The organism is Hymenobacter busanensis, from assembly GCF_008727865.1.
Lineage (GTDB): Bacteria > Bacteroidota > Bacteroidia > Cytophagales > Hymenobacteraceae > Solirubrum > Solirubrum busanense.
In genome coordinates, this window is the sequence record NZ_VTWU01000004.1 from 479,527 (window position 1) to 502,497 (window position 22,971).

27 protein-coding genes are annotated in these 22,971 nt (G+C 62.7%); 11 read left to right on the plus strand and 16 right to left on the minus strand.

Annotated features, from left to right (window positions below):
• The first annotated feature begins 5 nt into the window (after window positions 1–5).
• From F0P96_RS13050 to F0P96_RS13065, 4 genes are all read left to right on the plus strand, one after another.
• A complete protein-coding gene (locus tag F0P96_RS13050; protein ID WP_151079336.1) occupies window positions 6–707 on the plus strand; it encodes a hypothetical protein in 702 nt (233 codons plus the stop codon).
• 168 nt (window positions 708–875) lie between these two features.
• The gene (locus tag F0P96_RS13055; protein WP_151079337.1) at window positions 876–1,694 is read left to right on the plus strand and encodes a sensor histidine kinase; all 819 of its coding nucleotides are present in this window, start codon (window positions 876–878) and stop codon (window positions 1,692–1,694) included.
• Window positions 1,695–1,717: 23 nt separating this feature from the next.
• A complete protein-coding gene (locus tag F0P96_RS13060) occupies window positions 1,718–2,098 on the plus strand; it encodes a response regulator (RefSeq protein ID WP_160620089.1) in 381 nt (126 codons plus the stop codon).
• A gap of 46 nt (window positions 2,099–2,144) precedes the next feature.
• Window positions 2,145–3,515: a hypothetical protein gene (locus F0P96_RS13065; RefSeq protein WP_151079339.1), complete on the plus strand. Its 1,371-nt coding sequence runs from the start codon at window positions 2,145–2,147 to the stop codon at window positions 3,513–3,515.
• Between the two features lie 27 nt (window positions 3,516–3,542).
• Here F0P96_RS13065 and F0P96_RS13070 read toward each other — a convergent pair whose 3' ends face one another.
• Window positions 3,543–3,899, minus strand: a complete 357-nt coding sequence (locus F0P96_RS13070) for an MGMT family protein (RefSeq protein ID WP_151079340.1) — start codon at window positions 3,897–3,899, stop codon at window positions 3,543–3,545.
• A gap of 149 nt (window positions 3,900–4,048) precedes the next feature.
• Between F0P96_RS13070 and F0P96_RS13075 the strand changes: the two genes are divergently transcribed.
• Both F0P96_RS13075 and F0P96_RS13080 read left to right on the plus strand, forming a co-directional pair.
• Entirely contained in the window at window positions 4,049–6,184 is a 2,136-nt protein-coding gene (locus F0P96_RS13075) for a M13 family metallopeptidase (protein WP_151079341.1), read from the plus strand.
• 137 nt (window positions 6,185–6,321) lie between these two features.
• Window positions 6,322–6,741, plus strand: coding sequence for a hypothetical protein (locus tag F0P96_RS13080; RefSeq protein WP_151079342.1), 420 nt, complete (start codon window positions 6,322–6,324; stop codon window positions 6,739–6,741).
• Between the two features lie 51 nt (window positions 6,742–6,792).
• Here the strand turns inward: F0P96_RS13080 and F0P96_RS13085 are convergent, their stop codons facing one another.
• The 3 genes from F0P96_RS13085 to F0P96_RS13095 all read right to left on the minus strand — a co-directional run bounded on the left by F0P96_RS13085 (window position 6,793) and on the right by F0P96_RS13095 (window position 9,903).
• The gene (locus F0P96_RS13085; RefSeq protein ID WP_151079343.1) at window positions 6,793–7,551 is read right to left on the minus strand and encodes a peptidylprolyl isomerase; all 759 of its coding nucleotides are present in this window, start codon (window positions 7,549–7,551) and stop codon (window positions 6,793–6,795) included.
• Between the two features lie 78 nt (window positions 7,552–7,629).
• Window positions 7,630–8,532 carry a manganese catalase family protein gene (locus F0P96_RS13090; protein WP_151079344.1) on the minus strand — a complete coding sequence of 301 codons (903 nt, stop codon included), beginning with the start codon at window positions 8,530–8,532 and terminating at the stop codon, window positions 7,630–7,632.
• Between the two features lie 171 nt (window positions 8,533–8,703).
• On the minus strand, window positions 8,704–9,903 hold the full coding sequence (locus F0P96_RS13095; RefSeq protein ID WP_151079345.1) for a zinc dependent phospholipase C family protein: 1,200 nt from the start codon (window positions 9,901–9,903) through the stop codon (window positions 8,704–8,706).
• A 163-nt stretch (window positions 9,904–10,066) separates the two neighbouring features.
• On the opposite strand from F0P96_RS13095, the gene F0P96_RS13100 reads away from it, so the two are divergent.
• Window positions 10,067–11,098, plus strand: coding sequence for a hypothetical protein (locus F0P96_RS13100; protein WP_151079346.1), 1,032 nt, complete (start codon window positions 10,067–10,069; stop codon window positions 11,096–11,098).
• A gap of 135 nt (window positions 11,099–11,233) precedes the next feature.
• Here the strand turns inward: F0P96_RS13100 and F0P96_RS13105 are convergent, their stop codons facing one another.
• Genes F0P96_RS13105 through F0P96_RS13115 form a run of 3 tightly spaced genes read right to left on the minus strand, consistent with a single transcriptional unit; the run spans window position 11,234 to window position 13,776 of the window.
• Window positions 11,234–11,863 (minus strand): hypothetical protein, encoded by a 630-nt coding sequence (locus F0P96_RS13105; RefSeq protein ID WP_151079347.1) that lies wholly within the window; start codon window positions 11,861–11,863, stop codon window positions 11,234–11,236.
• 44 nt (window positions 11,864–11,907) lie between these two features.
• Window positions 11,908–12,423 (minus strand): CinA family protein, encoded by a 516-nt coding sequence (locus F0P96_RS13110; RefSeq protein ID WP_151079348.1) that lies wholly within the window; start codon window positions 12,421–12,423, stop codon window positions 11,908–11,910.
• 57 nt (window positions 12,424–12,480) lie between these two features.
• On the minus strand, window positions 12,481–13,776 hold the full coding sequence (locus tag F0P96_RS13115; RefSeq protein WP_151079442.1) for a metal-dependent hydrolase family protein: 1,296 nt from the start codon (window positions 13,774–13,776) through the stop codon (window positions 12,481–12,483).
• Window positions 13,777–13,935: 159 nt separating this feature from the next.
• Here F0P96_RS13115 and F0P96_RS13120 point away from each other — a divergent pair, with 159 nt between their 5' ends.
• Window positions 13,936–14,196: an acyl-CoA-binding protein gene (locus F0P96_RS13120; RefSeq protein ID WP_151079349.1), complete on the plus strand. Its 261-nt coding sequence runs from the start codon at window positions 13,936–13,938 to the stop codon at window positions 14,194–14,196.
• Between the two features lie 76 nt (window positions 14,197–14,272).
• Here the strand turns inward: F0P96_RS13120 and F0P96_RS13125 are convergent, their stop codons facing one another.
• The 3 genes from F0P96_RS13125 to F0P96_RS13135 are packed head-to-tail and all read right to left on the minus strand — an operon-like array spanning window position 14,273 to window position 15,652.
• The gene (locus tag F0P96_RS13125) at window positions 14,273–14,494 is read right to left on the minus strand and encodes a CDGSH iron-sulfur domain-containing protein (protein ID WP_151079350.1); all 222 of its coding nucleotides are present in this window, start codon (window positions 14,492–14,494) and stop codon (window positions 14,273–14,275) included.
• A 57-nt stretch (window positions 14,495–14,551) separates the two neighbouring features.
• A complete protein-coding gene (locus F0P96_RS13130; RefSeq protein WP_160620087.1) occupies window positions 14,552–15,052 on the minus strand; it encodes a DUF4440 domain-containing protein in 501 nt (166 codons plus the stop codon).
• 45 nt (window positions 15,053–15,097) lie between these two features.
• The gene (locus F0P96_RS13135) at window positions 15,098–15,652 is read right to left on the minus strand and encodes a GNAT family N-acetyltransferase (protein WP_151079352.1); all 555 of its coding nucleotides are present in this window, start codon (window positions 15,650–15,652) and stop codon (window positions 15,098–15,100) included.
• 144 nt (window positions 15,653–15,796) lie between these two features.
• On the opposite strand from F0P96_RS13135, the gene F0P96_RS13140 reads away from it, so the two are divergent.
• A complete protein-coding gene (locus F0P96_RS13140) occupies window positions 15,797–16,516 on the plus strand; it encodes a DUF6565 domain-containing protein (protein WP_151079353.1) in 720 nt (239 codons plus the stop codon).
• Window positions 16,517–16,533: 17 nt separating this feature from the next.
• On the opposite strand, the gene F0P96_RS13145 is transcribed toward F0P96_RS13140, so the two are convergent.
• Window positions 16,534–17,007: a hypothetical protein gene (locus F0P96_RS13145; RefSeq protein ID WP_151079354.1), complete on the minus strand. Its 474-nt coding sequence runs from the start codon at window positions 17,005–17,007 to the stop codon at window positions 16,534–16,536.
• Between the two features lie 118 nt (window positions 17,008–17,125).
• On the opposite strand from F0P96_RS13145, the gene F0P96_RS13150 reads away from it, so the two are divergent.
• Complete coding sequence (locus tag F0P96_RS13150; RefSeq protein ID WP_151079355.1) at window positions 17,126–17,761, plus strand: deoxynucleoside kinase; 636 nt, start codon at window positions 17,126–17,128, stop codon at window positions 17,759–17,761.
• An 84-nt stretch (window positions 17,762–17,845) separates the two neighbouring features.
• Here the strand turns inward: F0P96_RS13150 and F0P96_RS13155 are convergent, their stop codons facing one another.
• The 5 genes from F0P96_RS13155 to F0P96_RS13175 form a co-directional block, all read right to left on the minus strand.
• Entirely contained in the window at window positions 17,846–18,520 is a 675-nt protein-coding gene (locus F0P96_RS13155; RefSeq protein ID WP_160620085.1) for a DUF2461 domain-containing protein, read from the minus strand.
• A 132-nt stretch (window positions 18,521–18,652) separates the two neighbouring features.
• Window positions 18,653–19,462, minus strand: coding sequence for a DUF547 domain-containing protein (locus tag F0P96_RS13160; protein WP_151079357.1), 810 nt, complete (start codon window positions 19,460–19,462; stop codon window positions 18,653–18,655).
• A 181-nt stretch (window positions 19,463–19,643) separates the two neighbouring features.
• Complete coding sequence (locus F0P96_RS13165) at window positions 19,644–20,126, minus strand: P-loop NTPase family protein (protein WP_151079358.1); 483 nt, start codon at window positions 20,124–20,126, stop codon at window positions 19,644–19,646.
• Window positions 20,127–20,148: 22 nt separating this feature from the next.
• Complete coding sequence (locus F0P96_RS13170) at window positions 20,149–21,219, minus strand: hypothetical protein (protein ID WP_151079359.1); 1,071 nt, start codon at window positions 21,217–21,219, stop codon at window positions 20,149–20,151.
• Window positions 21,220–21,257: 38 nt separating this feature from the next.
• A complete protein-coding gene (locus tag F0P96_RS13175) occupies window positions 21,258–22,076 on the minus strand; it encodes an MOSC domain-containing protein (RefSeq protein WP_151079360.1) in 819 nt (272 codons plus the stop codon).
• Window positions 22,077–22,162: 86 nt separating this feature from the next.
• On the opposite strand from F0P96_RS13175, the gene F0P96_RS13180 reads away from it, so the two are divergent.
• Window positions 22,163–22,966: a DUF3667 domain-containing protein gene (locus tag F0P96_RS13180; protein ID WP_151079361.1), complete on the plus strand. Its 804-nt coding sequence runs from the start codon at window positions 22,163–22,165 to the stop codon at window positions 22,964–22,966.
• The last annotated feature ends 5 nt before the right edge of the window (window positions 22,967–22,971 follow it).

The following is a 22,971-nucleotide window of genomic DNA, read 5'->3' on the forward strand; positions in this document are numbered from 1 at the left end:
ATCCGATGGCCAGCTTTGCCGAACTCATCATCTGGCTCGACCGCGTAAGCACGCTCTCTATTGCGTTGCCGCTGGTGGTGGGGTTGGTCCGTCGACGGCAACTCTCGGCGCCCTCCCGGCCTTTGATGTGGTACTGCATCTTGTGGGCCATCCTGCATCCGCTTGAGTTAGCGTGCCGGAAGCTATTTCACTACAACATCTTCCTGTTTCACCTCTGCACGCCCCTGGAAACCGGGTTGCTGGCAGCGGCTTACTACCGGGCGCTGCCCCAACCCCGGCTGCGGCAACTGGTGCGGTGGGTAGCCGGCCCTTTCCTGTTGTTGTGCCTGGCCGATGCGGTGTGGCTGTCGGGACTGTGGAAAATAAACGCCTATGCCCGCGCCGTGCAAAGCGCCCTTTTGGTGAGCCTGGGCCTGGCCTACTTCTGGCAGATGTTGCGCGAGCTGCGCGTGGTGCGCCCCGAGCACGACCCCATGTTTCTCACGAGCGTGGGCATGATACTCTACTTCACCGGCACCGTAGGGGCTTACACGCTTACGGCCACCACCACCGAGCCCCAGGTAATATTGCTGCTGCAACTGGCGCACGGGGTTTGCAATACCGCGTTCAATCTGCTGCTGGCAGCGGCGTTTTGGTACGATGGACGCCAGGTGCGGCGGCAGTTGGTGGTGCGGCGCGAGTACGTCGCGCGTTTTTCGGGGGAGTAAACAATTTTTAATTTCTTAGCAAGACTATAAATCCAGCTTGGTCTGTATACTTTTATAAGCTGCAACACCCGTCAAAAGCACCTTTGCCTCTTTATTTGCCTTTTCCCGTCACGTTCTGTGGCTGGTAGAAACCCGAGGCTTGCTTAACTAGCCGGTATCCTTCAGTTCATGAACTCACTGCTCACCTCTTTGCTACTTGTCACGCCGGTGCTGCTGGTGTTGGCCATGGGCATTGTGGGCTTTGTGCTGCGCTACCAGCGGCGGCTGCTGCAGCAGCAGGAGCAGTTGCGCTACGAGCGGGAACAGGCCCAGCACCAGTCGCTGGAAGCGGCTCTGCTGGCCCAGGAAGAAGAGCGCCGCCGCATTGCGGCCGATTTGCACGACGCCGTGGGCACCATGCTTTCCATTGTGAAGCTGCATCTGAGCGCCCTGCCCGAAACCGCCGCCACCTTCGAGATGACGGCCATGCTTGACCAAGCCATTTCCGAGGTGCGCCGCATTTCGCGCAACCTGCTGCCGGCTGTGCTGGAGAAATTTGGCCTTGCCTTCGCTGCCGAAGCGCTATGCCGGGCGGCAGGCGGTGGCACCACCCGCGTGCTGCTGCACCAAACCGGCGACCCCCGTCGCTTGTTGCCCCACCACGAACTAGCCGTGTACCGCGTGGTGCAGGAGCTGTTGGGCAATGGCCTCAAGCACGCCCAAGCCCGCCAAATCGATATTCGCCTGAACTTTGACCCCGACCGGCTTTCGGTCGAGTACGCCGACGACGGCGTGGGCTTCGACCTGGCGGTGCAGGATGCCTTGCCAGCCCCCGGTGCCCGCGCGGGCCTGGGCCTTACCAACCTGCGCAGCCGCGTGGCATTGCTGCGCGGCGCCATGCGCCATGAATCAGCCCCCGGAGCCGGAACCCGGGTTTGGATTTCGTTCCCAGCTGCCTATCTTCCGGTCGTGCAAGCTGTTACACCCGCTGCCGTAGCTGTTCTTTAATGAGTGCGTACCCGACTGTCCGCTTGGCAATTGCCGACGACCACATCCTGTTTCGCAAAGGCTTGCGGGCCCTGCTCGGTGGTTTCCAGGAAGTAGAAGTGTTGTTTGAGGCCGGCGACGGGCAGGAACTGCTGGAGCGCCTCGACCACGAACCCGTGCGGCCCGATGTGGTGCTGATGGATTTGCAGATGCCCACGCTCGATGGGCTGCAAACCACGCGCCTGCTGCGGGCCCAGTACCCGCGCATCCGGGTCATCATCATTTCGATGCACGACGAGCCGGAACTCATCGAGAGCCTGAAAACCGAAGGTGCCCACGGCTACCTGCTCAAAAACGCCAGCCCCGAGGAAATGCGCACTGCCATTCGGGCCGCCGCTGGCCATGCCCTGACGTCGACAAAGTAAAGAACGGCCGCCCGTTCTGGCGGCCTCGATTGTAGTTCCTGCCAACGTGTATAAGCATCTTGTAGCGGTGTGGTGGGCGCTGGTGCTGGCCAGCGGATGCGGCTACGCGCAAAGCCTGCACCAGCTCGATTGGTCGCACGAAGAGTTGCTGCTGCTACCCAGTCCCGTAACCGTTTCGCAGGTGATTGATGCCCGGGCCACGCCCGGCTCCGTGGGCTGGGTGCTGAAGGGCATGGACAACCGCCCCAACCGCGCCACCGTGGCCGGCGGGGCGGCCGCCGAAATTCAGCGCCTGCTGGCGGCGCACCTCAAGCCGCAAGCGGTTACCCGCCCGGTGGTGTTGCGGCTAACGCATTTGCAGGTAGCCGAGCAGCTGTACTGGGCTTCGGAAGTAGCCACCGCCGAAGCCTGTCTGGAAATGTGGGCCGAGGTGCCCGGCGGGTATGCGCTGGTGGGCCAGGGCATCGGTACGGTGCGCCGTTCGGGGCTCGACGTGACGGGCCAGCACGCCGGCAACCTGGTGCGAGCAGTAGAAAAAAGCTTGTGGCAACTGTGGGTGCTGCCCTGGCCAGAAGTATTGCCCGCGCCGCAGCCACTGGCCGCCCTTATCGAACCCGTGTCCGGCACCGCTGCCTTCAACTTTCCCATCCAAACAGCCGAAACCCTGCGCCCGGGTATTTACCGCGATTACCTCCAGTTTCGCACCAACCAGCCGGAACTGGCGCCCGGCGCCACCATCCAACGGGAGTTGGGCCGCCGCGCCGATATGCTGGTGGCCAAACCCCAGGTGGTGCACGCCGACGGCAAGCGCGAACCGCTGCGCAACGCGTGGGGCTTTTGCGACGGGCAGCAGGCGTACGTGTACTTCGAATACCGCTACTATGCTCTGGAGCGCACCGAGCGTGGCTTTCAGTTCCGGGGCCCCTACCAGCCCACAGCTTCGGAAGCGGCCGAGCGGGGAGCCTTAATGGCCGGCTTTGGAATGCTGGGCGGCATCAGGGCCAGTCAGCGCACGCCCAGCAGCGTGATGTACGAGGTGAGTCTGCAAACCGGGCAGGTGGTGAACTATGGTACCCAAGGCCTCAACCTCAGTCTGCCCACCGATGCCACCGAGCCTACCACCTGTATTGTGCTGTACTGTCGGTCGGCTACGCTGGGGCCGGAAACGGCGGCCACGTTCAACGGGCAGCGCGTGGCGGAGTTCGGTCCGAAATCGTACGCTGTTATTCCCTGCGGAGAAAATGGCGGAGCAGTGGAGCTATGCGTGGGCGCTGGCGTCTGCCTGCGGTTTGTGCCCGACCGCGCCAGTACCAACTACGTGGAATACCGAGCCGAGGCCGGGGCAACGCCTTTGCTGCGCCGCGTGGTAGGCAGTTTGGGCGACGTGCACGTGCGCAAACTTGGCCAGCAGGAATAGTGGGCCGTGTGGTGCACCTCTTGGGGGCTACGCCTGCAGCTCGGTGCTGGGGTCCCAGAACCGTTGGGCAAAGTCCTGCACCTGGTCGTCGTGCACCACAATGCCCTCAGCTTCCAAGGCTTCCTGCATGGCCGTGGGCGAGCCAAAAAACTGCTTGCCCGTAAGCATACCGTTGCGGTTGATGACGCGGTGGCAAGGCACAAACTCGTCGCCGGAGAAGGTGTGGGCCGACTGCATGGCCCAGCCCACGGTGCGGGCCGCCGAGCGGCTGCCGAGGTAGTGCGCAATGGCGCCGTAGGTGGTTACGCGGCCCGGCGGCACGAGGCGCACCACGGCGTACACGTCCTGGAAAAAGTTGCGGTACCGCTCGTTCACGTCTTTCATGGCCGGCAAGATACAGCCCTGTTGCCGTTGCCAAAAGGAACAACGGGATGCCGAACGGTCGTTTTGGCTGTCATCCGGCAAGATGCACAGGTCAACATTCTGCTGTACCTTCCGCTGCGAAATTCACCTTTCACCCATTTCCCCAACCCATGAAAAACCGCAACCGTGTGACGTTGGTCGTGGCAGCTTGGGCGTCCCTCGCTGTGTGGGGCTGCTCCAGCTCTAAAACGACCGTTCCCACTGCCAAGTCGCCCGCTGCTTCGGCGGCTCCCGCGGCCACGGCTACGACGGCCGCGCCTGCAGCCGAAACCTTCCCCCAAGGCACCGGCCTGAACGTGAGCAACATCGACAAGTCGGTGCAGCCCTGCCAGGATTTCAATCAGTACGCTTCGGGCAACTGGCTGAAAAACAACCCGATTCCGGCTTCCGAAGTACGTTGGGGTTCCTTCAACGAGTTGGCCGACAAGAACAACGCCGTGATGCGGCAGATTCTGCAGGAAGCCGCGGCCAACCAATCGGCCGCCAAAGGCACCAACGCCCAGAAGGTAGGCGACTACTACGCCACGGCGATGGATACCATGGCCATTGAAAAGGCCGGCATTGCGCCGCTCAAGCCCGAGCTAGACCGCATCAACGCCATCAAGTCGCTCGACGCGCTGCAAATGTCGATTGCGCGCAGCCTGGAACTGCAGACCGGCGCGTTCTTCAACACCTACGTGGGCCAGGACGACAAAATCAGCACCCAGTATGCTGTGAATATGTCGCAGGGCGGCCTTTCGCTGCCCGACCGTGACTACTACCTGAAAGACGACGCGCGCTCCAAGAGCATTCGGGCGGCCTTCCAGAACTACCTCGTCAACACTTTTAAGCTGGCCGGCGACAACGAAGCCGCGGCCAAGAAAAACGCCGCCACCATCGTACGCCTGGAAACGCGCCTCGCCAAAGCCTCCAAGAGCCGGGTGGACCTGCGCGACCCGTACGCCAACTACAACAAGATGACGGTGGCGCAGCTGCAGCAGAAATACCCGAACCTGAACCCCAAGCACATTCTGGACCACACCGGGCTGAAGGCGGCCAAGGAGGTGATTGTGGGCCAGCCGGCCTTCTTCCAAGAGCTGAACACCATGCTGAAGGCCGAGCCGCTGGCCGACCTGAAAACTTACCTGCGCTGGCACCTGGTTACGTCGATGACCTCGGCTTTACCCCAGGCCTTCAACGACGAGTCGTTTAAATTCACGCAGGTGCTGACCGGCGCCAAAAAGCAGCAGCCCCGCTGGAAGCGCATGAACCGCGCCACCGACGGCGCCCTGGGCGAAGCCTTCGGCCAGCTCTACGTCGACAAGGCCTTCACGCCCGAAGCCAAGGCCAAGGCTATGCAGATGGTGCAGAACATCAAGGAGGCCATGGGCGAGCATATCCAGCAGAGCGACTGGATGAGCGACGCGACCAAGAAGGAAGCCATGAAGAAGCTCAACGCCTTCACGGTGAAAATCGGCTACCCGGACCAGTGGAAGGACTACTCCACCCTAAACATCTCGCGCGACTCCTACCTGCAGAACGTCATTGCCACCCGTTTGTGGCAGTCGAAGGACAACACCAGCAAGCTGGGCAAGCCCATCGACCGGAAGGAGTGGGGCATGACGCCGCCCACGGTGAATGCCTACTACAACCCGTCGATGAACGAAATCGTCTTCCCGGCCGGCATCATGCAGCCGCCGTTCTTCGACCCCAAAGCCGATGACGCCGTGAATTACGGCGGCATGGGCGCCGTCATCGGCCACGAAATTACGCACGGCTTTGATGACCAGGGCCGGCAGTACGACGCCGAGGGCAACCTGAAAGACTGGTGGACCAAGGAAGACGCGGCCAAGTTTGAGGCCCGCGCCGCCGTGGTAGGCAAGCAGTACGACGCCTTCTCGCCCGTCGATTCGGTATTTGTGAACGGCAAGCTCACCATGGGCGAAAACCTGGCCGACCTTGGCGGGCTGAACATTGCTTACACCGCCCTGCACAAGCAGCTGCAGAAGCAGTACCCCAACGGCAACTACCCCAAATACGACGGCCTGACGCCCGACCAGCGCTTCTTCCTGTCGTGGGCGCAGGTGTGGCGCACCAACGCCCGCCCCGAGTTCCTGCGCCAGCAGGTAATGACCGACCCGCACAGCCCGGCCCAGTTCCGCACCAACGGCCCGCTGATGAACATGCCGCAGTTCTACGAGGCCTTTGGCTGCAAGGAAGACGCCAAGATGATGCGCGCCCAAACCGAGCGCGCCAAAATCTGGTAAGCTACGTCGCTTGCTTTAGAAAGGCGGCCCGCGCAGTGCGGGCCGCCTTTTTTGTTGGCCGAAATTTCGCTGCGGTCGTAAGGGGCCAGTGCCGCTTTCGGTCGGAAGCTGTAGGTTGCGCCTCTCATTGCCGCTTTATGACTCGCTATTTCTGTACTGCGCTGTTGCTCACGCTGGTTGCTTGCCAGCAGAAAGACCCGCAAACCGTCGGCGCCACTGCCACCGCTGCCGAGCCTGCTGCGCCCGCCGCACCCGCCGATAGTACCGCCGCCTACCTCGCCAACCCCAAAATCGGCGACGTGCTGGTGGTGCGGTTTCAGCCGCAGGGCACCTCGCAGGAGCAGTTTTTCTTCTACCAAGTGTTCAAGCTCAGCGGCGACACCGTGCTGACGCATCCGGCCTTCAAGCCGGTGGCTTCGGCCGACGCCGATACGCGCACGCCCGGCGTGTTTTCGCCCGATGCCGAACGGGCCTATACTCGGGCAGAGCTGGCCAGCTTTCAGCGCGAAGACCCGCTCGATCCGCAACACTCGCGGCTGGTGCGCATCAGAAGATGAGCCGGGTGAAGATGCTGCTGAACCGGGCTTGCGCCGGCACTGCGGCGCGGTTTATTTGAGCACTTCCAGCTTCATTTCCACGTCCTTCAGCGGCCATTTGTAAGCGTCGACGGGCGTGTTGGCTATTTTCTCAACCACATCCAAGCCCTCGGTTACTTCGCCGAAAACGGTGTATTGGCCGTCGAGCGACGGAACGCCACCTTGGGTAGCGTAGGCCTGCACCTGGGCGGGCGTGAGGCTGCGGCCAGCCGAAGCCTGCGCCTGGGCGGGCGGCAGCTTGGTACCCTGCACGAAGTAGAAGTCGTGGGAAGACGAAAGGCGCTGCGGGTTTTTCTCGTTGTCGTAGCGGGCCATACCCAGGGCACCGCGGCGGTGGAAATAGGCCGGCCGGATTTCGGGTGGCAAATGGTACTTGTGCAGCCGGATGGTGCGGTGGTCGGAGTTGCCGCCCTGCACCACAAAGTCTTTCACCACGCGGTAAAACACGGTTTGGTCGAAATAGCCTTTGTTGGCCAGCAGCAGAAAATTGGCCCGGTGCAGCGGCGTGTCCTTGTAGAGCCGTACCCGAATGTTGCCGAACGTGGTTTTGAACAGCACTTCGGTTTCGGGGTGTTCTTGGCCGTATTGCGTGAGCACCGCCACGGCGTTGGAGTCGCTGATGGTGGTCAGGTCCGGCCCGGGGCGGCCCGATTTGTCGGGCGTGGTAGGCGCAGCCGGGGCGGCGGGTTTGTCCTGGGCGGGCGGCTGTTGGTTGCAAGCGGCCAGCGCAGCGCAGCCGGCAGTCAGCAGTACAAGAGAGAAACGACGCATATCGAGGGAAACAAGAGCCAAAACGCCCCGGCCGGCACAAAACCGGTCGGGGCGCGAAGGTACAGCCCGGTCCTGAACTCAGAGCTTGATGCCGAGTTTCTTGGCAATGTCCTTGAACATGTCGGGGTCGTAGTCGTCGGCACCGGGCGAGTTCAGCTGCGGCTCTTCTTCGAGGTCGGGGTAGGGCACGCCTTCCACCGAACCTTGCACGAGTTCCAGCGGCTGGCCGTCTTCGGGGTGCGGGCCGTTCCAGATCAGACCGGCCTGCTGGTAATCTTCCTGGCTGAAGGTGTAGAGCTTGCGGTGCAGGCCCTTGGCCTCGTGCTTGCGGGCTTCCTTGAACATCTTGTTGCTCAGGTCGGGCACGGGCACCAGCTTGGTTACTTCCACGCCCGTCAGGTATTCGAGGGCGCGGGCGTAGGCCACCACGTGCACCCCGCCGCGCACCAGCAGGTAGCCCACCATTTCGCGGGCCGTGGGGTCGGTTACCATCGAATAGACGCGGATTTTATTGGCCCGCGCGCCGCATTCGAGAAAGAAGTTGTGCAACAAATCGAGCTTGAGGTTGCCGGAGTTGTGCACGTACTGCCCGGTCCAGGGGTTGCCCATCGAGTCGAAGGGCACGGCGCCTTGGTTGCTGGTCAGGAAGTGGTAGCTGTTGCGGGCATCCACGGCGTTTTGCAGGGGGCCGGGCTCGGGGTCGTGGCCGCGCTTGGTGGTGCCGGTCAGCAGCAGGTTGATGGCGTACGATACCGCTTCGATGTGGCTGTATTCCTCGGCGGCAATGCTGGCTACCAGCTCGTAGAACGGCCGCAGACGCTTGCGCCCCCGAAAGTTGAACGACTGAAACGTGTAGTTCATGAGCGTCGACATCTCGCCGTACTTGCCGCCGAGCAGCTCCTGCACGGCCGCCGCGTCGTTGGGCGAGGCATGTTTGGGGGTGGGCAGCTCCAGAGCCAGCCGATCAATGCGATGAATCATACCGTAGGCGTTTGAGTGGTTGTGGATAGGTGCACGGGTGCCCGCCGGGCCAATGGAACACGCCGAATCCTGCTTAACGCCTACCGCCCCAGGTAGTTATAGCCGAGGTTAACGCAAAAACCGCCCCTCCGAAGCCGGAAGGGCGGTTTGCGGTATTGCAATGCCGTTTGGTTACTGGTCGCCGAAGGGATTGTTCGGGTCTTTTTCCTTTTTCGCCTTGGTCTTCGATTTTTGCTTTTCGCCGTCGTCTTTCTTTTCCTTGGTTTTCACCTTGTCGGGCTGCTGGGCCGGAGCGGCAGGTGCGGCCGGTGCCGCCGTGGCTTCGGCCGGAGGCGGCGGGGCCGCCCCGTCGGCCGAGCCCACCTCGTCGGGCTTGGCCACGGCGGCTTGTTTTTGGGCCGCCAGCAGCAGGTTCTGGTCAAACAGCTCGTTTTTCTTCCAGGCCGCCAGCTGCGTTTCCAGCAAGTCCTTTTCCTCCTTGGCGAGCTTGCCCGGCCGCATCATTTTGTTCAGGTCGGGGCTGCCGGCGTCCTTCCAAGCCGTGTACCACATCGAGGCTACCATGGTAGTGGCCAGCTTCATTTGATAGGCCACCATGCCGCCCACTTTCTTGTGGTACTCGTCGGCAAAGGCATCGGAATAGGAGCGGCGGGTGTTGCCGTATTTGTGCGAGTAGGTGTACTTCTTCTCGGGCGTAAACTTCTTGCCCACGGCCACTTCGTAGTCGAAGGTAGCGCCCAGGAAACCGTAGGAACTTTGCAGCGTGGCCCACACGCTGGTGAGCGGGTCTTTGATGTACTCGGCCTTTTCGCCGTCGAGCTTGTACTCGCCGATGTGGCGCTCCACCAGCTTCGATTCCCAGAGCGAGTGCAGCCCGTTCTGTTTGGTGAGCTGCCCGTCGTAGTTTTCGGTGGTGTGCAGCGGCACAAACGCGTCCGACACGTAATGGCCCAAATCGGCCGAGAGGGCCACGATGGCCGTAGTGTCGCCTTCCTTAAAAGCCTGGGTGAGCTTGTCTTTTACGTCCAGAATCACCCACGGCACGGTGCCGTACTTCTTAAGTGTATCGGCGGTGTACTTGGCCGCGGCTTTCTCGTAGAGCTTGGGCATCATCCCGAAAGGGTTGTCGCCGTAGTGGTCCATGTCGATGAAGTGCTTGTTAGCCTCGGTGGGGTCGTCGTTGCGCCGCTCGTCGGGCGCCGTCGAGAGCCGCACAATCTGGGCCATGTGCCGGAAGTAGAACGGCTGCATCGACGAGGGCAACTCGTAAATGGCCACCTGGTGAATGGTGCGGTGGCCGAAGAAGCCCCAGCCGGGCGACAACACCGGGCACAAGAGCACCAGCGCCAGGGAAACAAGCAGTTTTTTCATTGCAGCAAGCAGGAGGGAAAAGCCGTAGGGCTACGGTTCGGAAAGTTCGGGAAAAATTCGACTCGGAGGAAAGCCCGGCGGTAGCCGCTTCGCCCGGTAAACCGCGGTCGTACAATGCGCGGCAAGTTTGTCGTTCTTTTGCTGCTTGCCTCCGCCTTTCCCCATGAACAACATTTCCAAGAAAAAGCCCAGCTACCGCATCAGCCCCGGCCTGCGCCAGTACCTGCAGCAGTACGACCGCGAAACCGCGCTGCCCGTGGCCTACGCCGACCTGCGCCGCTCCTCTGGCTCCTTTCCGCTGCTCGACCGCACCGGCCACGACACGCTCTGGGAAACCGTGCAATACGAGCCGCACACCTTGCTCGAACTCAGTCAGGGCCTGACGGAAGTGTACGCCCTGCTCAAAACCGACGGCGACCTGTCCTTCTCCGAACACCTGCTGGCCGACCGCATCGACTACTGCCGTTTCGGCAACTCCAACCCGTTCCGGGTGCGCATCGTCAACCAGTTCAACGACAACTACGACTACTTCTACGTGAAGCGCGCCGACGCCTCGCGCGTGTACGGGTTGGAGTTGGAGCACCTACTGTCGCCGAATTCCATCAACTTTCTGGTCTGCGGCGACACGCTCATCGAGGAGCACATTGCCGGCATTCCCGGCGACGATTTCATCAAAACCCGCCTCGACCGGCCGCACCTCAACCAGGTGCGCATTGCCAAGGAGTTTGTGAAGTTCAACGAGCGGTGCTTTGCCCGCCTGCTCGGCGACATGCGCGCCTACAACTACGTCATCGACGTGACGCCCGACTTCGAGGACGAGCAGTACCGCGTGCGCGCCATCGACTTCGACCAGCAGAGCTACGAGGGCCACAAGAGCATGTACCTGCCCCAGTATTTCCCCGACAACCGCCCCGTGGTGGAGCTGGTGCGCAGTCTGCTCAAGCCTGAAACCATTCGGCAGTACCAAACCGAGGAACGCACCCTGATGGCCCGCCGCGCCCGCGCCGAGCGGTACCGCCTCAAAGACCTGGTGGACTGCATGCGCCAGGAAGACCTCGCGCCCGCCGACAAGATTGAGCAGCTGAAGAAAGAGCTGAACCTGCAGCACCAAACCACCCTCTTCGACCGCTGCGACTCCATGGGCGACGTGGTGCGTCAAAACCTACGCCTGGTGCTAGGCCGGCGTACGCATTGAGCCTGCCGCCCGGCCGCCAACCGGGCTTTTGCCTATAGGTCGTAACGTAAAGCGCCACCAGGTTTTCCCGGTGGCGCTTTCGATTGTTGAGCCAGCCCTCAGGACCGGCAATGTTTTGGGGTTACCTAGCCAGCACTACTTGCCGAGGCCAAAATGCACGCCGATGGAAATTTCGATGCCGCCGGGGCTGATGGCGTCAACCACGTCGCGCAGGCGCTGCGAGGGAGCGGGGTAGTAGGGGTTGTATTCCACCGGGTCGCCGGTAAATACCACGCCGTAGCCCAACGTGCCCGACAGGCCCACGTGGCCGGGCTGCCAGCGGAAGCCGCCGCGCAGGTTGAGCACACCGCTGGGGTTGATGCTGTACTGGGTTTCCTCGTTATCGAGGGTCAGGGTCACGTTGCTCACGCGGCCCGAGCGCGTGAGGTTGGCGCCGAGGTAGGGCGTAAACGCGCGGTCGGTGTGAAAGTAGTAGCGGGCGCCCACGCCAATTTTGCCGCCTACGCCAATGCCCATGCCGGCATTCACGTCCACGTTCGGCGTAACCATGTAGGCGTATTCGAGGCCCCAGCCGTAGGGGGCGCCCCAGCCCATGGAAAGTGCCAGGGTAGAGGCGCGAAACTGCGAAACCGGTGCAGGGGCCGTGGCTGGCAGCAGCGGGGTGGCCGGCGTGGTAGCCGGCGGCGGGGGAGTGGCAACGTTTTGGGCAGCGGCCGAGCCGGCGCCAGCAGCCAGCAGGCCGCTTAACAGTAGATAGCGTAACATGCTGCAAATATGCAGGCCGCCGCGCCTACTCTCGCCACTGCCGCCTAACTTCCCTTAACCGCGCCCGTGGGACTGTCCTGCCGGCGGTCCAGCAGCTCGTCCAGTTTGGCGTAGATAAACTCGGCCGCCCGGTCGCGCATCTTGTCAGTGGGGCCGCCGAGCACCTCGCGGTATTCGTGCGCCCGGCCTTCCACCAGCACCGTCACGAAGATGGTGCCCGCGGGTTTGTCGGGGGTTTCGGAGGCACCGGGGCCGAACAATCCGGTGATGGACACGCACACATCGGCGGGCAGTTGCTTGTGCAGGCCCTCCACCATTTCGTTGCTGATCTGCTGGCTTTCGGCGGAATATTCTTCCAGGGTTTTCTTTTTCACGCCCAGCAGGCGCTGCTTGGCTTCGGCATGGTACGTTACTACCGAGCCCAGCAATACCTCGCTCACGCCCTGGGCCGGGGCGAGCTGGGCTGCTACCCAGCCGCAGGTGCAGCTTTCGGCCAAAGCCAAGGTGAGTTTGTGCTGCAGAAATTTCTTGACGAGCGCGTCGACATCGGGAGTTTTCATAGGAAGGGGTTAGGCGGCGCGGCTAGCGGCTTACGTCAACCATATGCCCCAGGGTTGCTAGTCTTGCCGGTACACTACGCCTTGCTTCATCACGAAGCGCACGCGTTGCAGGGTGCCAATATCCTGCAGCGGGTCGCCCTCCACGGCCACCACGTCGGCCAGCTTGCCGGCTTCCAGCGTGCCCAGGTTATCCGTCTGGTCCAGCAGCTCCGCCGCCCGGATGGTTGCCGACTGCAAAGCCTCCATGGCGGGCATGCCGGCTTCCACCATGTACTGAAACTCCTTGGCATTTACCCCATGCCGGTACACCGAGGCATCGGTGCCGAAGGCAATTTTTACCCCGGCCTTGTACGCCCGCCCAAAGGTGCCCTGCAGCTTCGGGCCGATGGCCAACGCCTTGGGCGTGACCAGGGGGCCATAGTAGGTAGGGTATTTGGCGGCGGAATCGGCCACCGACTTACCGGCCGTGATGGTGGGTACGTACCAAGTGCCGTACTTCTTCATCAGCTTGAAAGTCTCGTCGTCCATGAGGGTGCCGTGCTCGATGCTGGTCACGCCGGCCCGGATGGCGCGCTTCATGCCCTCGGCGCCGTGGGCGTGGCAGGCCACGCGCAAGCCCAAATCGTGGGCGGTTTCCACCACGGCCCGAATTTCTTCCTCCGTCATCTGCGGGGCCGAGCCGTCTTTGGCCACCGACAGCACGCCGCCCGTGGAGGCAATCTTGATGAGGTCGGCGCCGCGCTTGTACTGCTCGCGCACGGCCTGCCGGGCCTGGTCGGGGCCGTTGGCCACGCCGTCGGTAGGGCCGGGCACGCCCATCAAGTCGAGGCGGTAGCCGTTGGTGGGGTCCATGTGCCCGCCCGTGCCGCTGATGGCTTTGCCGGCCGTAAAGATGCGCGGCCCCACCACCAGTCCGCGGTTGATGGCGTTGCGCAGGGCCACGTTCACACCCGAGCCGCCCAGGTCGCGCACCGTGGTAAAGCCGGCGCGCAGCGTGGTGCGGGCGTGGGCTTCGGCCTGGTAGGCCACGTCGGCGGGGTTTTCGGTGAATTCGCGCAGGAAACCGTCCTTGCTCGTTTCGCCCTCGAGGTGCACATGGCAGTCGATGAGGCCGGGCAGCACCGTGCGGTTTTTCAAGTCGATGACCTTATCGGTGCTGACGCTGGGGGCGGCGTAACCAGCTTGTACCGCTTGCACGCGTCCGTTTTCTATTACCAGGGTTTGCTCGCTGAGGAGCTTGCCGGCACGCACATCGAGCAGGCGGCCGCAGTGCAGGTAGGTTTTCTGGGCTACGGCGGGCACGGCCAGCAGCGCGGCAGTCAGCAGGGAAAACAGAGCAGGGGCGGGGCGCATGGAAATGGTGGTGGGGAACAAAAGCCAGAGGAGTGGCGGAAGATACGCCCTAAAAGAATGCTGCATGCCTACTACATTGCGCGTATTCCGTACCTTACCCGCCGGGGCTGCCACCGTTGGTGGGCTGCCCGGTTTCACTTCTCACCCATCCTTCCTTCTATGGCCACGCAAGAAGCCTTCGAACAAGCCGCCCAGCGCGCCCAGCAGCTCCCCAGCAAGCCTTCCAACACGGTGTTGCTGCAACTTTACGCCCTCTACAAGCAAGCCACCGAAGGCGACGTGCAAGGCGACCGGCCCGGCGGCTTCGATTTCAAAGCCATTGCCAAATACGACGCCTGGAGCAGCCTCAACGGCAAAAGCGCCGACGACGCCCGCGCCGAGTACGTGGCCTTGGTCGATTCGCTATTTCAGCAGAGCTAGACCTGCTTACCACTGCATAAACAAGCGAGGCGCCACGGCTCATAGCCGTGGCGCCTCGCTTGTTTATGCAGTAGGGCTACACTTTCGGGGCGGGCAGGTCGAAGGCTTCGGCGTTGTGCTCGAAGTGGCCTTTGTGGGAGCCGTCGCAGAAAGGCTTGTTTTTGGAGAGGCCGCAGCGGCAGAGCGTTACCCGCTCGCGGCCGGCCAGGCCGTAGGCCGTGCCTTGGGCATCCACGATTTCGAAGTCGCCCTCCACGCGGAGGGAGCCATTGCTGAGGACGGTGAGTTTGGTGGGCATGAAAAAGAGAATTGGGTGATTGAGAAATCGAGTGCTGAGGCCGGCCAAAGGCTATGGCTATTCGCGGCAGTAGTTGCCGGTACAGGTCAGAGGCGTGAAAATGCCCGATAGGATGCGCCATTGGCCGTCTTCGAAGCCCCACATCAGCCAGTAGCGCCCGGTTATCTGCGACTTGCCCGGAGCCTGTTTGTGGGTGAAGCTTTCGGTCCACTCGCCGTTTTCGCAGGCCACCAACGACTGGTCGTTCACCTGCACCTGCTGCGAGCGGTTCATCCAGGTTATATCGGGGCGGGTGCGCCAGAGCGTGCGCATGGTACGACGCACTTCGGCCGGCGTGGTCTGGCAGCCGTTGGCACCGCACAGGTTGGCGCGGGAGCTGAACAAGGCGTAGAAAGCGGTGGAGTCGCGGCCGTTGAAGGCGCGGTTCCACACCACACTCTGTGCCTGAATGGCTTCGACGTGACGCTGTTTGGGAATTTGGGCCTGCGCCGTGCCGAGGCCGGCAACAGCCGCTACAAACAAGCCGGCGGCACGGCGGCGAAAGGAGTAAAAACGCACGGGTGGGTGGTGCAAAAAACAAAAGAAGTAGAAAAGGCCGCGCGGCTACGCAGCGGGCGGCGTGAGAGCCTTGCGCATGACGTAATCGTTCATCCAGTAAGGCCCAATGGGAATGTCTTCGGTGCGGTGCTGCTGAAAGCCCTGCCGCTCATAAAAGTGCAGCGCGGGGTTGTGGCGGTTCACGTTCAGCTCCAGCCACTGCCCGCCGGCGGCCCGCACGCCGTCTTCCACCGCCTGCATAAGCTGCTGGCCCAGCCCCCGGCCCTGGTGCGAGGGCAGCAGGTAGAGCTTGTGCAGCTTGTACACGCCGGGCTCCTCGGGGCGCGGGCTGAAGGAGGCGTAGCCCGCCGGGTGCCCGTCTACGTGCAGCAGCAGAAACGAGTGGCCGTCGTCGGTCATCTGCTGCCGCAACGACGCGGGCGTGTAGATAACGCGGTACATGTAGTCGATCTGCTCCTTGGAAATAATGAAGCGGTAGGTGGGCTCCCACGTGGCCTCGGCCAGCTCAATTATCACCGGAATGTCGGCCAGGGTGGCGGGCTGGACCACGGCCGCGGGGTCGGGTACGGCGGGATGAATGGCGGACTGGGAAGTTGGCATAAGGCACAAGTGAGGGTACAATTTGGCGAAAAAACGAACGTTGACGGGTTTGGCGACCATTTTGGCCCGAAAATTTCATGGGTAGGGCCGCCCGCAAATTGTTGTTGGCCGTACCACTGCGGTACTTACCCACCCCTTGTTGCTATGAAACGCTTCCCTTTGCTTGCTTCTTCCGCTGCTGCCGCCCTGCTCTTGTTGCTGACGACGGCCGCTTCGGCCCAAACCAAAACCACCACTCCGGCCAAGTCGACGACCCCGGCCAAAACGAGCACTCCTGGCAAAACGACCGGCCCCACCACCAAAACCGGGTCGGTTATTTCTGCCGTGGAAGAAGATTTGCTGGAGTTTGGCAGCTGGGTAAACGAACAGGTGGACCGGGCCGACGCCAGCGTGCGGCGCGAGTTGCCGCGTCTCAAGGAAGACTACGAACGACAAAGCTCGCGCATCGACCGCGCTGCCGACAGCCTTTCCTCGCAGTCGAAACGGGAATACGAAGGCCTGAAGGACCGCTACAAAACCTGGGAATACGACCAACAGCGCCGCAGCACCCAAGCCAGCCGCCCCGAGACCTTGCAGGATACGCAAACCCGCTTCCTGGGCGAAAAGGCCAACATTGCCACCGCCCGCGCCAGTGAACTGCACGACCTCTACGGCCGCTTCATCGACTACACCCGCGACAACCGCAAGCAGTGGACCACCACCGACTGGGCGCAGGCCAGCGCGCTGCTCACCCGCCTCAACCAGCGCTACGAGCAAGTGCGCGACCAGATTGAAGTAGACGAGCGGGTGCACATTCGCTCGTGGCAGGCCGAATTCCGCACCTTCGAAAAAGCCCGCGCCACCAAGGACGTGCTGGGCGACTAACCCGTAGCGTGCTGCGCTCAGGCCGCCGGCGCCACCAGCAGAGGCATGGTGCGCTGGCGCAACCAGCGCCAGGCGGCCGGCACGGAGTAGAACACGCGCAGGTCTAGTTCCTGCTGCAGCTGATCTAAAACCTGTGCGTTGCCGAGGGACACTTGCATGTCGGCGTCGAGCACGTAGGCAAAGACCCGCAGGCCGTTTTTCTTGGCCACGGGTACCCATTCGTATTCCAGCCAATGCATGGCCTCGCCCCAGTCGCCACTGGTGCTGCGCTTGTCGTTGAGAATGCCCAGCGGGTGCAGCTGCTGATGCCACGGCAGCGTGGCTTCGGCCACTCGGATGACTTCCTCGCTGGTGAGGTGGCCGTGCCAGCGCACGTACAGCACCCGCTCGTTCGGAAAGAAGTTAAGCTCGGCTACCACAATCCCGAACGTATCGATGATGGTGTGAACCAATTCGGCTTTCTGGTGGAAGAGGAGAGTGGTGCGGGGCATGGCGGCAACGGCTGTATATTAGTAATATAAGATATAGGCGCGATAATGCCAAGGGCGTGCGGCGGGCTGATGGGTTTGCGCTACTTTTGTGGCCCTCCTTTCGTTTCGCATTCCGCTCATGCACATCGCCATCGTCGGCAACATCGGTGCCGGCAAAACCACCTTGGCCCACAAGCTGGCCCACCACTTCAACTGGGAAGTCTTTCTGGAAGACGTCGACGACAATCCGTACCTCAAGGATTTCTACGACGACATGCCCCGCTGGGCCTTCCACCTGCAGGTGTATTTCCTCAACAGCCGCTTCCGCCAGACGCAGCGCATCAAGGAAATGAAGCTCGGGGGCAAAGGCGTGATTCAGGACCGCACCATCTACGAAGACGCCCACATCTTCGCCGCCAACCTGCACCAGTCGGGCCTGATGGTGGAGCGCGACTTCGACAACTACCAGAACCTGTTTCAGTCGATGATCAGCATGGTGGACCCGCCCGACTTGCTGCTCTACCTCAAAGCCGACCTGCCCAAGCTCATCCACCAGATTGAGAAGCGCGGCCGCGACTACGAGAACAACATGCGCATCGAGTACCTGCGCAACCTCAACGAGCACTACGAGCAGTGGATCAGCGGCTACAAAGACGGCAAGCTGCTGATTGTGGATGTGAACGACCTGAACTACGTGGAGCGCCCCGAAGACCTGGGCATCATCATCGAAAAGATCCAGGCCAAGCTGTTCGGCTTGTTCGAGCAAGCCCAGTAAGGCTACTGCAGCAGCGGCCCCGATTTCCACTACGGAACCGGGCCGCTGCTTTTTTACTAATGGCCGGAACCCGATTGCCGGGGCTCATTCGCCCTCGACGGCGTGGTTGAGGAAGTGCACCAACGGCTGGGCCGCTTGCCAGGCAGCCACCACCCGGTCCGCAAAATCGGGGCGCAGCACGTCGGCGTCGGGAATGCTGCGCCACACGAAAAAGCTTTTGAGGCGCAGCCATTCGATGTCCGGGTCGTCGCGGTCGTAGCCTTTGGGCGCGGTTTTCAGGGCGTTGCTTTGGTCGAGGCCAGCGGGGAAATGCCGCAGCAGCTCCGCATTCTGGCGCATGGCGTGAAACGCATCGGCGCTGTAGTGAATTTCCTGCCGGATGCGCGCCAGCTGCGCCGGCTCGGGCTGCCAGCGCCCGGCGCCCACGTACGTTTCGCCGCCCGGCTCCAGGGCCACGAAATAGCCTGCCCACGGACTTTGGCGCCCGCCGCGCTTGAAGCCGGCCGCCATGTGGCGCTTGTAGGGTTCGTCGCTTTGCTGAAACCGGTCGTTTTTGTTGATGCGGTACATGGTTTCGGCCGGGCTCAGCGGTGCCAGATCGGGCTCGAAAGCCTGCGCGCGTTTCAGGAGTTGTGTAACCAGGCCGGCGAAAGCGCCCCGGGCGCGGTGGTAGTCGGCGCGGTGCGCATCCATCCAGGGCTTGCTGTTGTTGGCGTGTAGCTGGCGCAGAAAATCGAGGGCAAAGGCAAGGTCGTTCACGGCGGGGCACGGCTTGGGTGGTGGCATGCGGGCAAACGTACCGGCGGCTCGCGGCGTTGTGGCAGGGGCCGAAAAACAGCGCAGCCGCCTCGGAAAGAAGCGGCTGCGTGCGGTGTCGGAAAGCAGAGCGGGTTACCGCTGCGTGCCGCGCTGGGCGGTGGCGTCCGGGGCGCTGTTGTCATTCAGCGCCCAATCGAACGGCAGGTAGGTAACTTGGGCGGTGGGCTCGATCTTGATTTTGGCGTAGCGGTTCAGGAAGGCCACCAACTCGGTTTGCTGGCCAAATTCCGCCGCGTGCCAGTCAAACAAGCTCGACACCTGCACGTGCCCAGCCGCCAGCGTATTGCGCAGCGGGTCGTTGATGAAGCGCCGGGCCTGTTGGTCGAGTTGCTTGTCGAGCAAGGCCCCGTCGAAGGCGGCGGGCAGCAGCGACGGGCCGGAGTAGGCGCCGCGGTTGAGGGCAAAATGCAGGCGCGCATCGGCAGGCAACAGTTTGGGCAGAATGGTGCGCTCAATCTGGTTGAGCGAATAGGTTTGGTTGCCCACGTTTACTTCGGGCGCTTCCCATACCGAGAGCTTGCCGCCGATGGTTTTGATGCGCACTTCGCTCAGGCGCTCCACCGGGTAGTACTGCAGCGTGAGGTACACGCTGGTGGCGTTGTACACATTCAGCCAGTACGCCGCCTGGTCGGCACGCGACCAAGAGGGCTGTGGGGGCATGTGCTTGGCGGCTTGCAAGTAAGCCAGCAACTCGTCTTCGTCGTTTTGCAGGCCCTGGTAGTTCAGGTGCCCATCAGCACGAAGGTGACGAGCCAGCAGCTCGCCCCACGGGGCGTGCAAGAGCTGGAGGGTGTTGTTGTCGGCACTGGCGGGGCGCCCGTTCAGGAGCAACAGGCCAAAAAGCAGGAAAAGCGTGACTCGTGCAGGCAAGCGGTGCAACATGCGGCAAGTGGGCAGTAATAGGGCGGACGTCAAGTTCTAAGCGACTCGTAACCAAGCAGCGGGCTAATAATTTGCTTGAGCAGCGCGAAGCGGAAACCGACTGTGGGCAAAAGTAAATACGCGGCAGTACAATATCAAGCGAATTGGATTTACACCTTAATAAAATATGTCGTAATCTGCACTAGTAAGAATTGGTAGCGGAAAAATCCTGCAGCTGCCAACGCTGCAAATTAAACGTATGAACAGCCGCTACGACCAGCGGCGTGCGCACTACAAGTACCAAATTGGCTGGTTGATAAGATTTTGTGTGCAAAATGGTATGCAAAGCCGGGGCCAGCCCCTGCCCGCGCAATTCCAGCGGACCTACTTCATCGACCACCAGACAGCGGGTTTCGGGTGTGGTGGCTGCTCCAAGCAAGGCGTGGTTGGCCCACCCGAAGGCCGCTGAGGAGAAACGGTGCGGGCCGATGCACTGGGCTTGCCAGTCGCCGGGCCGGGCGTTTACCGACCACTGCAGCCCGGTGCGTAAGTCGTGAAAACGGCGGGTTGCCCGATTTTCGGCTGGCATCAGCAGTCCAGCTACGCTGGCTTGTCCACTTGCCCAGGCAGTCAGTCGGGTGGTTTTGCCGCTGCGCACGGGGCCGCTGAGCAGGTGTATAATCATGGGTAACGGCCGGGCTAGAAAGCTACGCGGCTTGGCGTACGGGTTCGACGAACATGGAAACGGCTAGGGCCCGGCAAAACCAGCGCCAGCGTCGCCAGCCCCGGTGCCCGCCCGCCACGCGCCAACATTGCGCCACCAGCTGGCCGGTAGCAGGGAGTAAGTTGAGGGTCGCCGACAAATCGGCGGCCCAACGGCCGCGCGGGCGGCTGAGCCAGTTCCGCAGGGCCCGCAGCAGCAGGGGCGCAACCACCAATGCCCAGCCACCATATACCACAATCGAGCGAAGCAGCAGTCCGCCCAGCTTGGAGCGGTCGAGGGCGGCTACGGGGGGCCAGCCGGCCGCGGCGGCCAGCCACAGCAGCGCCACCGCCACCCAGATGCCCAGCAACACGCGGCTGATGTGCCACCGCCGCGGAGGAGCCGCAGTGACAGGCGCCGAGTCGTTGCTGTCGTCGTTTTCGGTGGGCTGCTGCGGTTGCCAGAGCCAGGGGTACTGCTGAGCCAGCATCGGCAGCTGCTGCGGCAAGCCGCCGGCCCACCACCCAATGGCCACGCCCGCGGCGGCATGCAGCATCAAGTAGCCGAGGGCAAGCAGCAGGGCATAGTTGGGCTGCTGCGCGGCCATGCCACCAAGCAGGCCTTGTACAAACTGGTTGAAGGCGCCGGGCAGGTCGTTGCCGAACACCAGCCAAAGCATCAGCACCCGTTGCGCGGCCGACTCCACCAGCGTGAGCAAACCCAGCAGCACGCCGCGCAGGCGCGGAAACGACGTGCCCCAGGCCAGCATTTCGCCCACAACGCCCTGAAACGCTACCGCCACGTAGGCCGTGGGCGGGCTTTGCGGGCTAAGCATGGCTTTGAGGGCCAGCACCACCAGCAGCCCGCGCAGCACAATGCCGCGCCGCCCGGCGTAGTGCCCAATCAGCCGGATGATGACCACCGCCGTGCCGCCGACGAGCAAACCGGTAACGGGCAGCTTGAAGGCGTGCAAAATGCCGCCCAGTAACCCTTCGCTCAGGGCCCACAGCGCCACGAGGCGCGGAACCAGCAGGCGGGACGGAGTAGGCGCAAAAGCCGAAGCAGCAAACGACATGGCAGAAAAATAACAGCTTCGGAGGAAAATTGGCGACGCTAGGCGTGGTGGCTGAGCACTTCAACAGCACCGCCCGTGCGCAGTACACCGCTGGCCGGGCCCACCACGTTCATGCCGAACATGACTTTATTACCGGCTTTGCGGTACTGCGCCAGGGTGCGCAGGGGTTCGGCGCTGCGTTCGGCGGTCAGCTGGTCGGTAGTGGTGACGGGGCAGCGGCCGCAGGGCCGGATGCCGCGAAACGCCAGCTCGCCCACCCGGAACTCATGCCAGGTATCTTCGGCGTAGGGCAGGGTACCGGTTACCACCAAGTTGGGGCGGAAGCGGTTCATGGGCAGCGGTTGCTCCAGGCGCTGGTTGAGGTCGTCGAGCGAGGCTTGGCCGATGAGCAGGAACGGGTAGGCATCGGCGAAGCTCACGAGGCCGGGCACTTTGCCGTCGTCGACGGGGCGCAGGGCTACGTCGGGCATGAACACGAGGCGGCAGGGCTGGCCGAGGGCTTCGCTCAGCCACTGGTCCTGCTCGTTGGTGCCGCGGTAGGCAAACACCATATCGTCCCACACCGTCACAAACTGGGTGCGGTCGGCACTGGCTTCGAAGGGCACCAGCAAGGGGCGCAGCTCGGGCCGCCGAATGTGGCGAATCACGAAGCCGTTGTGGCCCAGCTCCAGGTGCAGCAGCGCCATTTCGGGAATGTTGCGCTGCGTTAGAAACTGCCCGCGCGCGTCCACAATCAGCCACCGACGGTCGTGGCGGAAGCCGCGGGCCTGCACTTCGGCCTCGGGCACGCGAAAGCCGCCCAAGGACTTGACGGGGTAGAGGTAGAGGTCGGCAAGCAGGAGCGAGGCAGCAGGCATAAGGCAGCAGGAAGAGGCCACGAAGATAACCGACGGCTCTGCGGCGTTGGTTTTCTTTTTTACTTACGTGCTCATTCCGCCGTGCCATGAACGCCGCCGCTCCCTCCGCTCCTGCTACTCCCGCAGCCGAAGCAACAGCTTGCCTGAACTGCGCGCAGCCGTTGGCAGCCGGGCCCTACTGCCCGCACTGCGGCCAGGCCCGCCCGCACCGCCTCTCGGTGCCGCACCTGCTGCACGAGCTGCTGCACGTATTTACCCACGCCGACAAAAGTATTTTCGGCTACGCGGCGCAGGTGCTGCGCTACCCCGGCCGGGTGGTGGCCGACTATTTGGCCGGCCGGCGCAAGGTTTACTTCAACCCTTTTCAGTTTCTGCTGCTGGCAGTGGGTTTCGCTACGTTGCTTTCCACCCAGCTGCACTACTATGAGCTCATCGGCGAAAACGTGCAGCGGGGTTTTCGGGCCGGCGGCGCTTCGGCCGAGCAGGTGGAACGGGTAGGGCGGTATTTCTACGCCATCGGCAAGTTTTTCAACGTGTGGTGGCTGACGCTGATGCCCCTGCACGCGCTGGGCGTGTGGGCCGTGTACCGCCGCTGGCTGAACTACGCCGAGTCGTTGTTTGTGCTGGTCGTGGTGGGCTCGGCGTTTCAGCTCTACCTCATGGTGGCGCTGGTGTCCATCTTTTTGGTGGCGGGTCGCGAGCCGGGCAGCAGCACCGCGCTCATGCAGGCCGCGGTGTACGTGGCGTATCTCACGTGGGTGGGCCGGCAAGGCCTGCGCCTGAGCTGGCCCCGCGCCGTGCTCAGCGCCTTGGTTGTGAGCGTGCTGGCCGGGCTGCTGAACTACGGCGTCAACATACTGGTGTTCCGCTGGTACGTGTTCGGGCACTAGGCTGC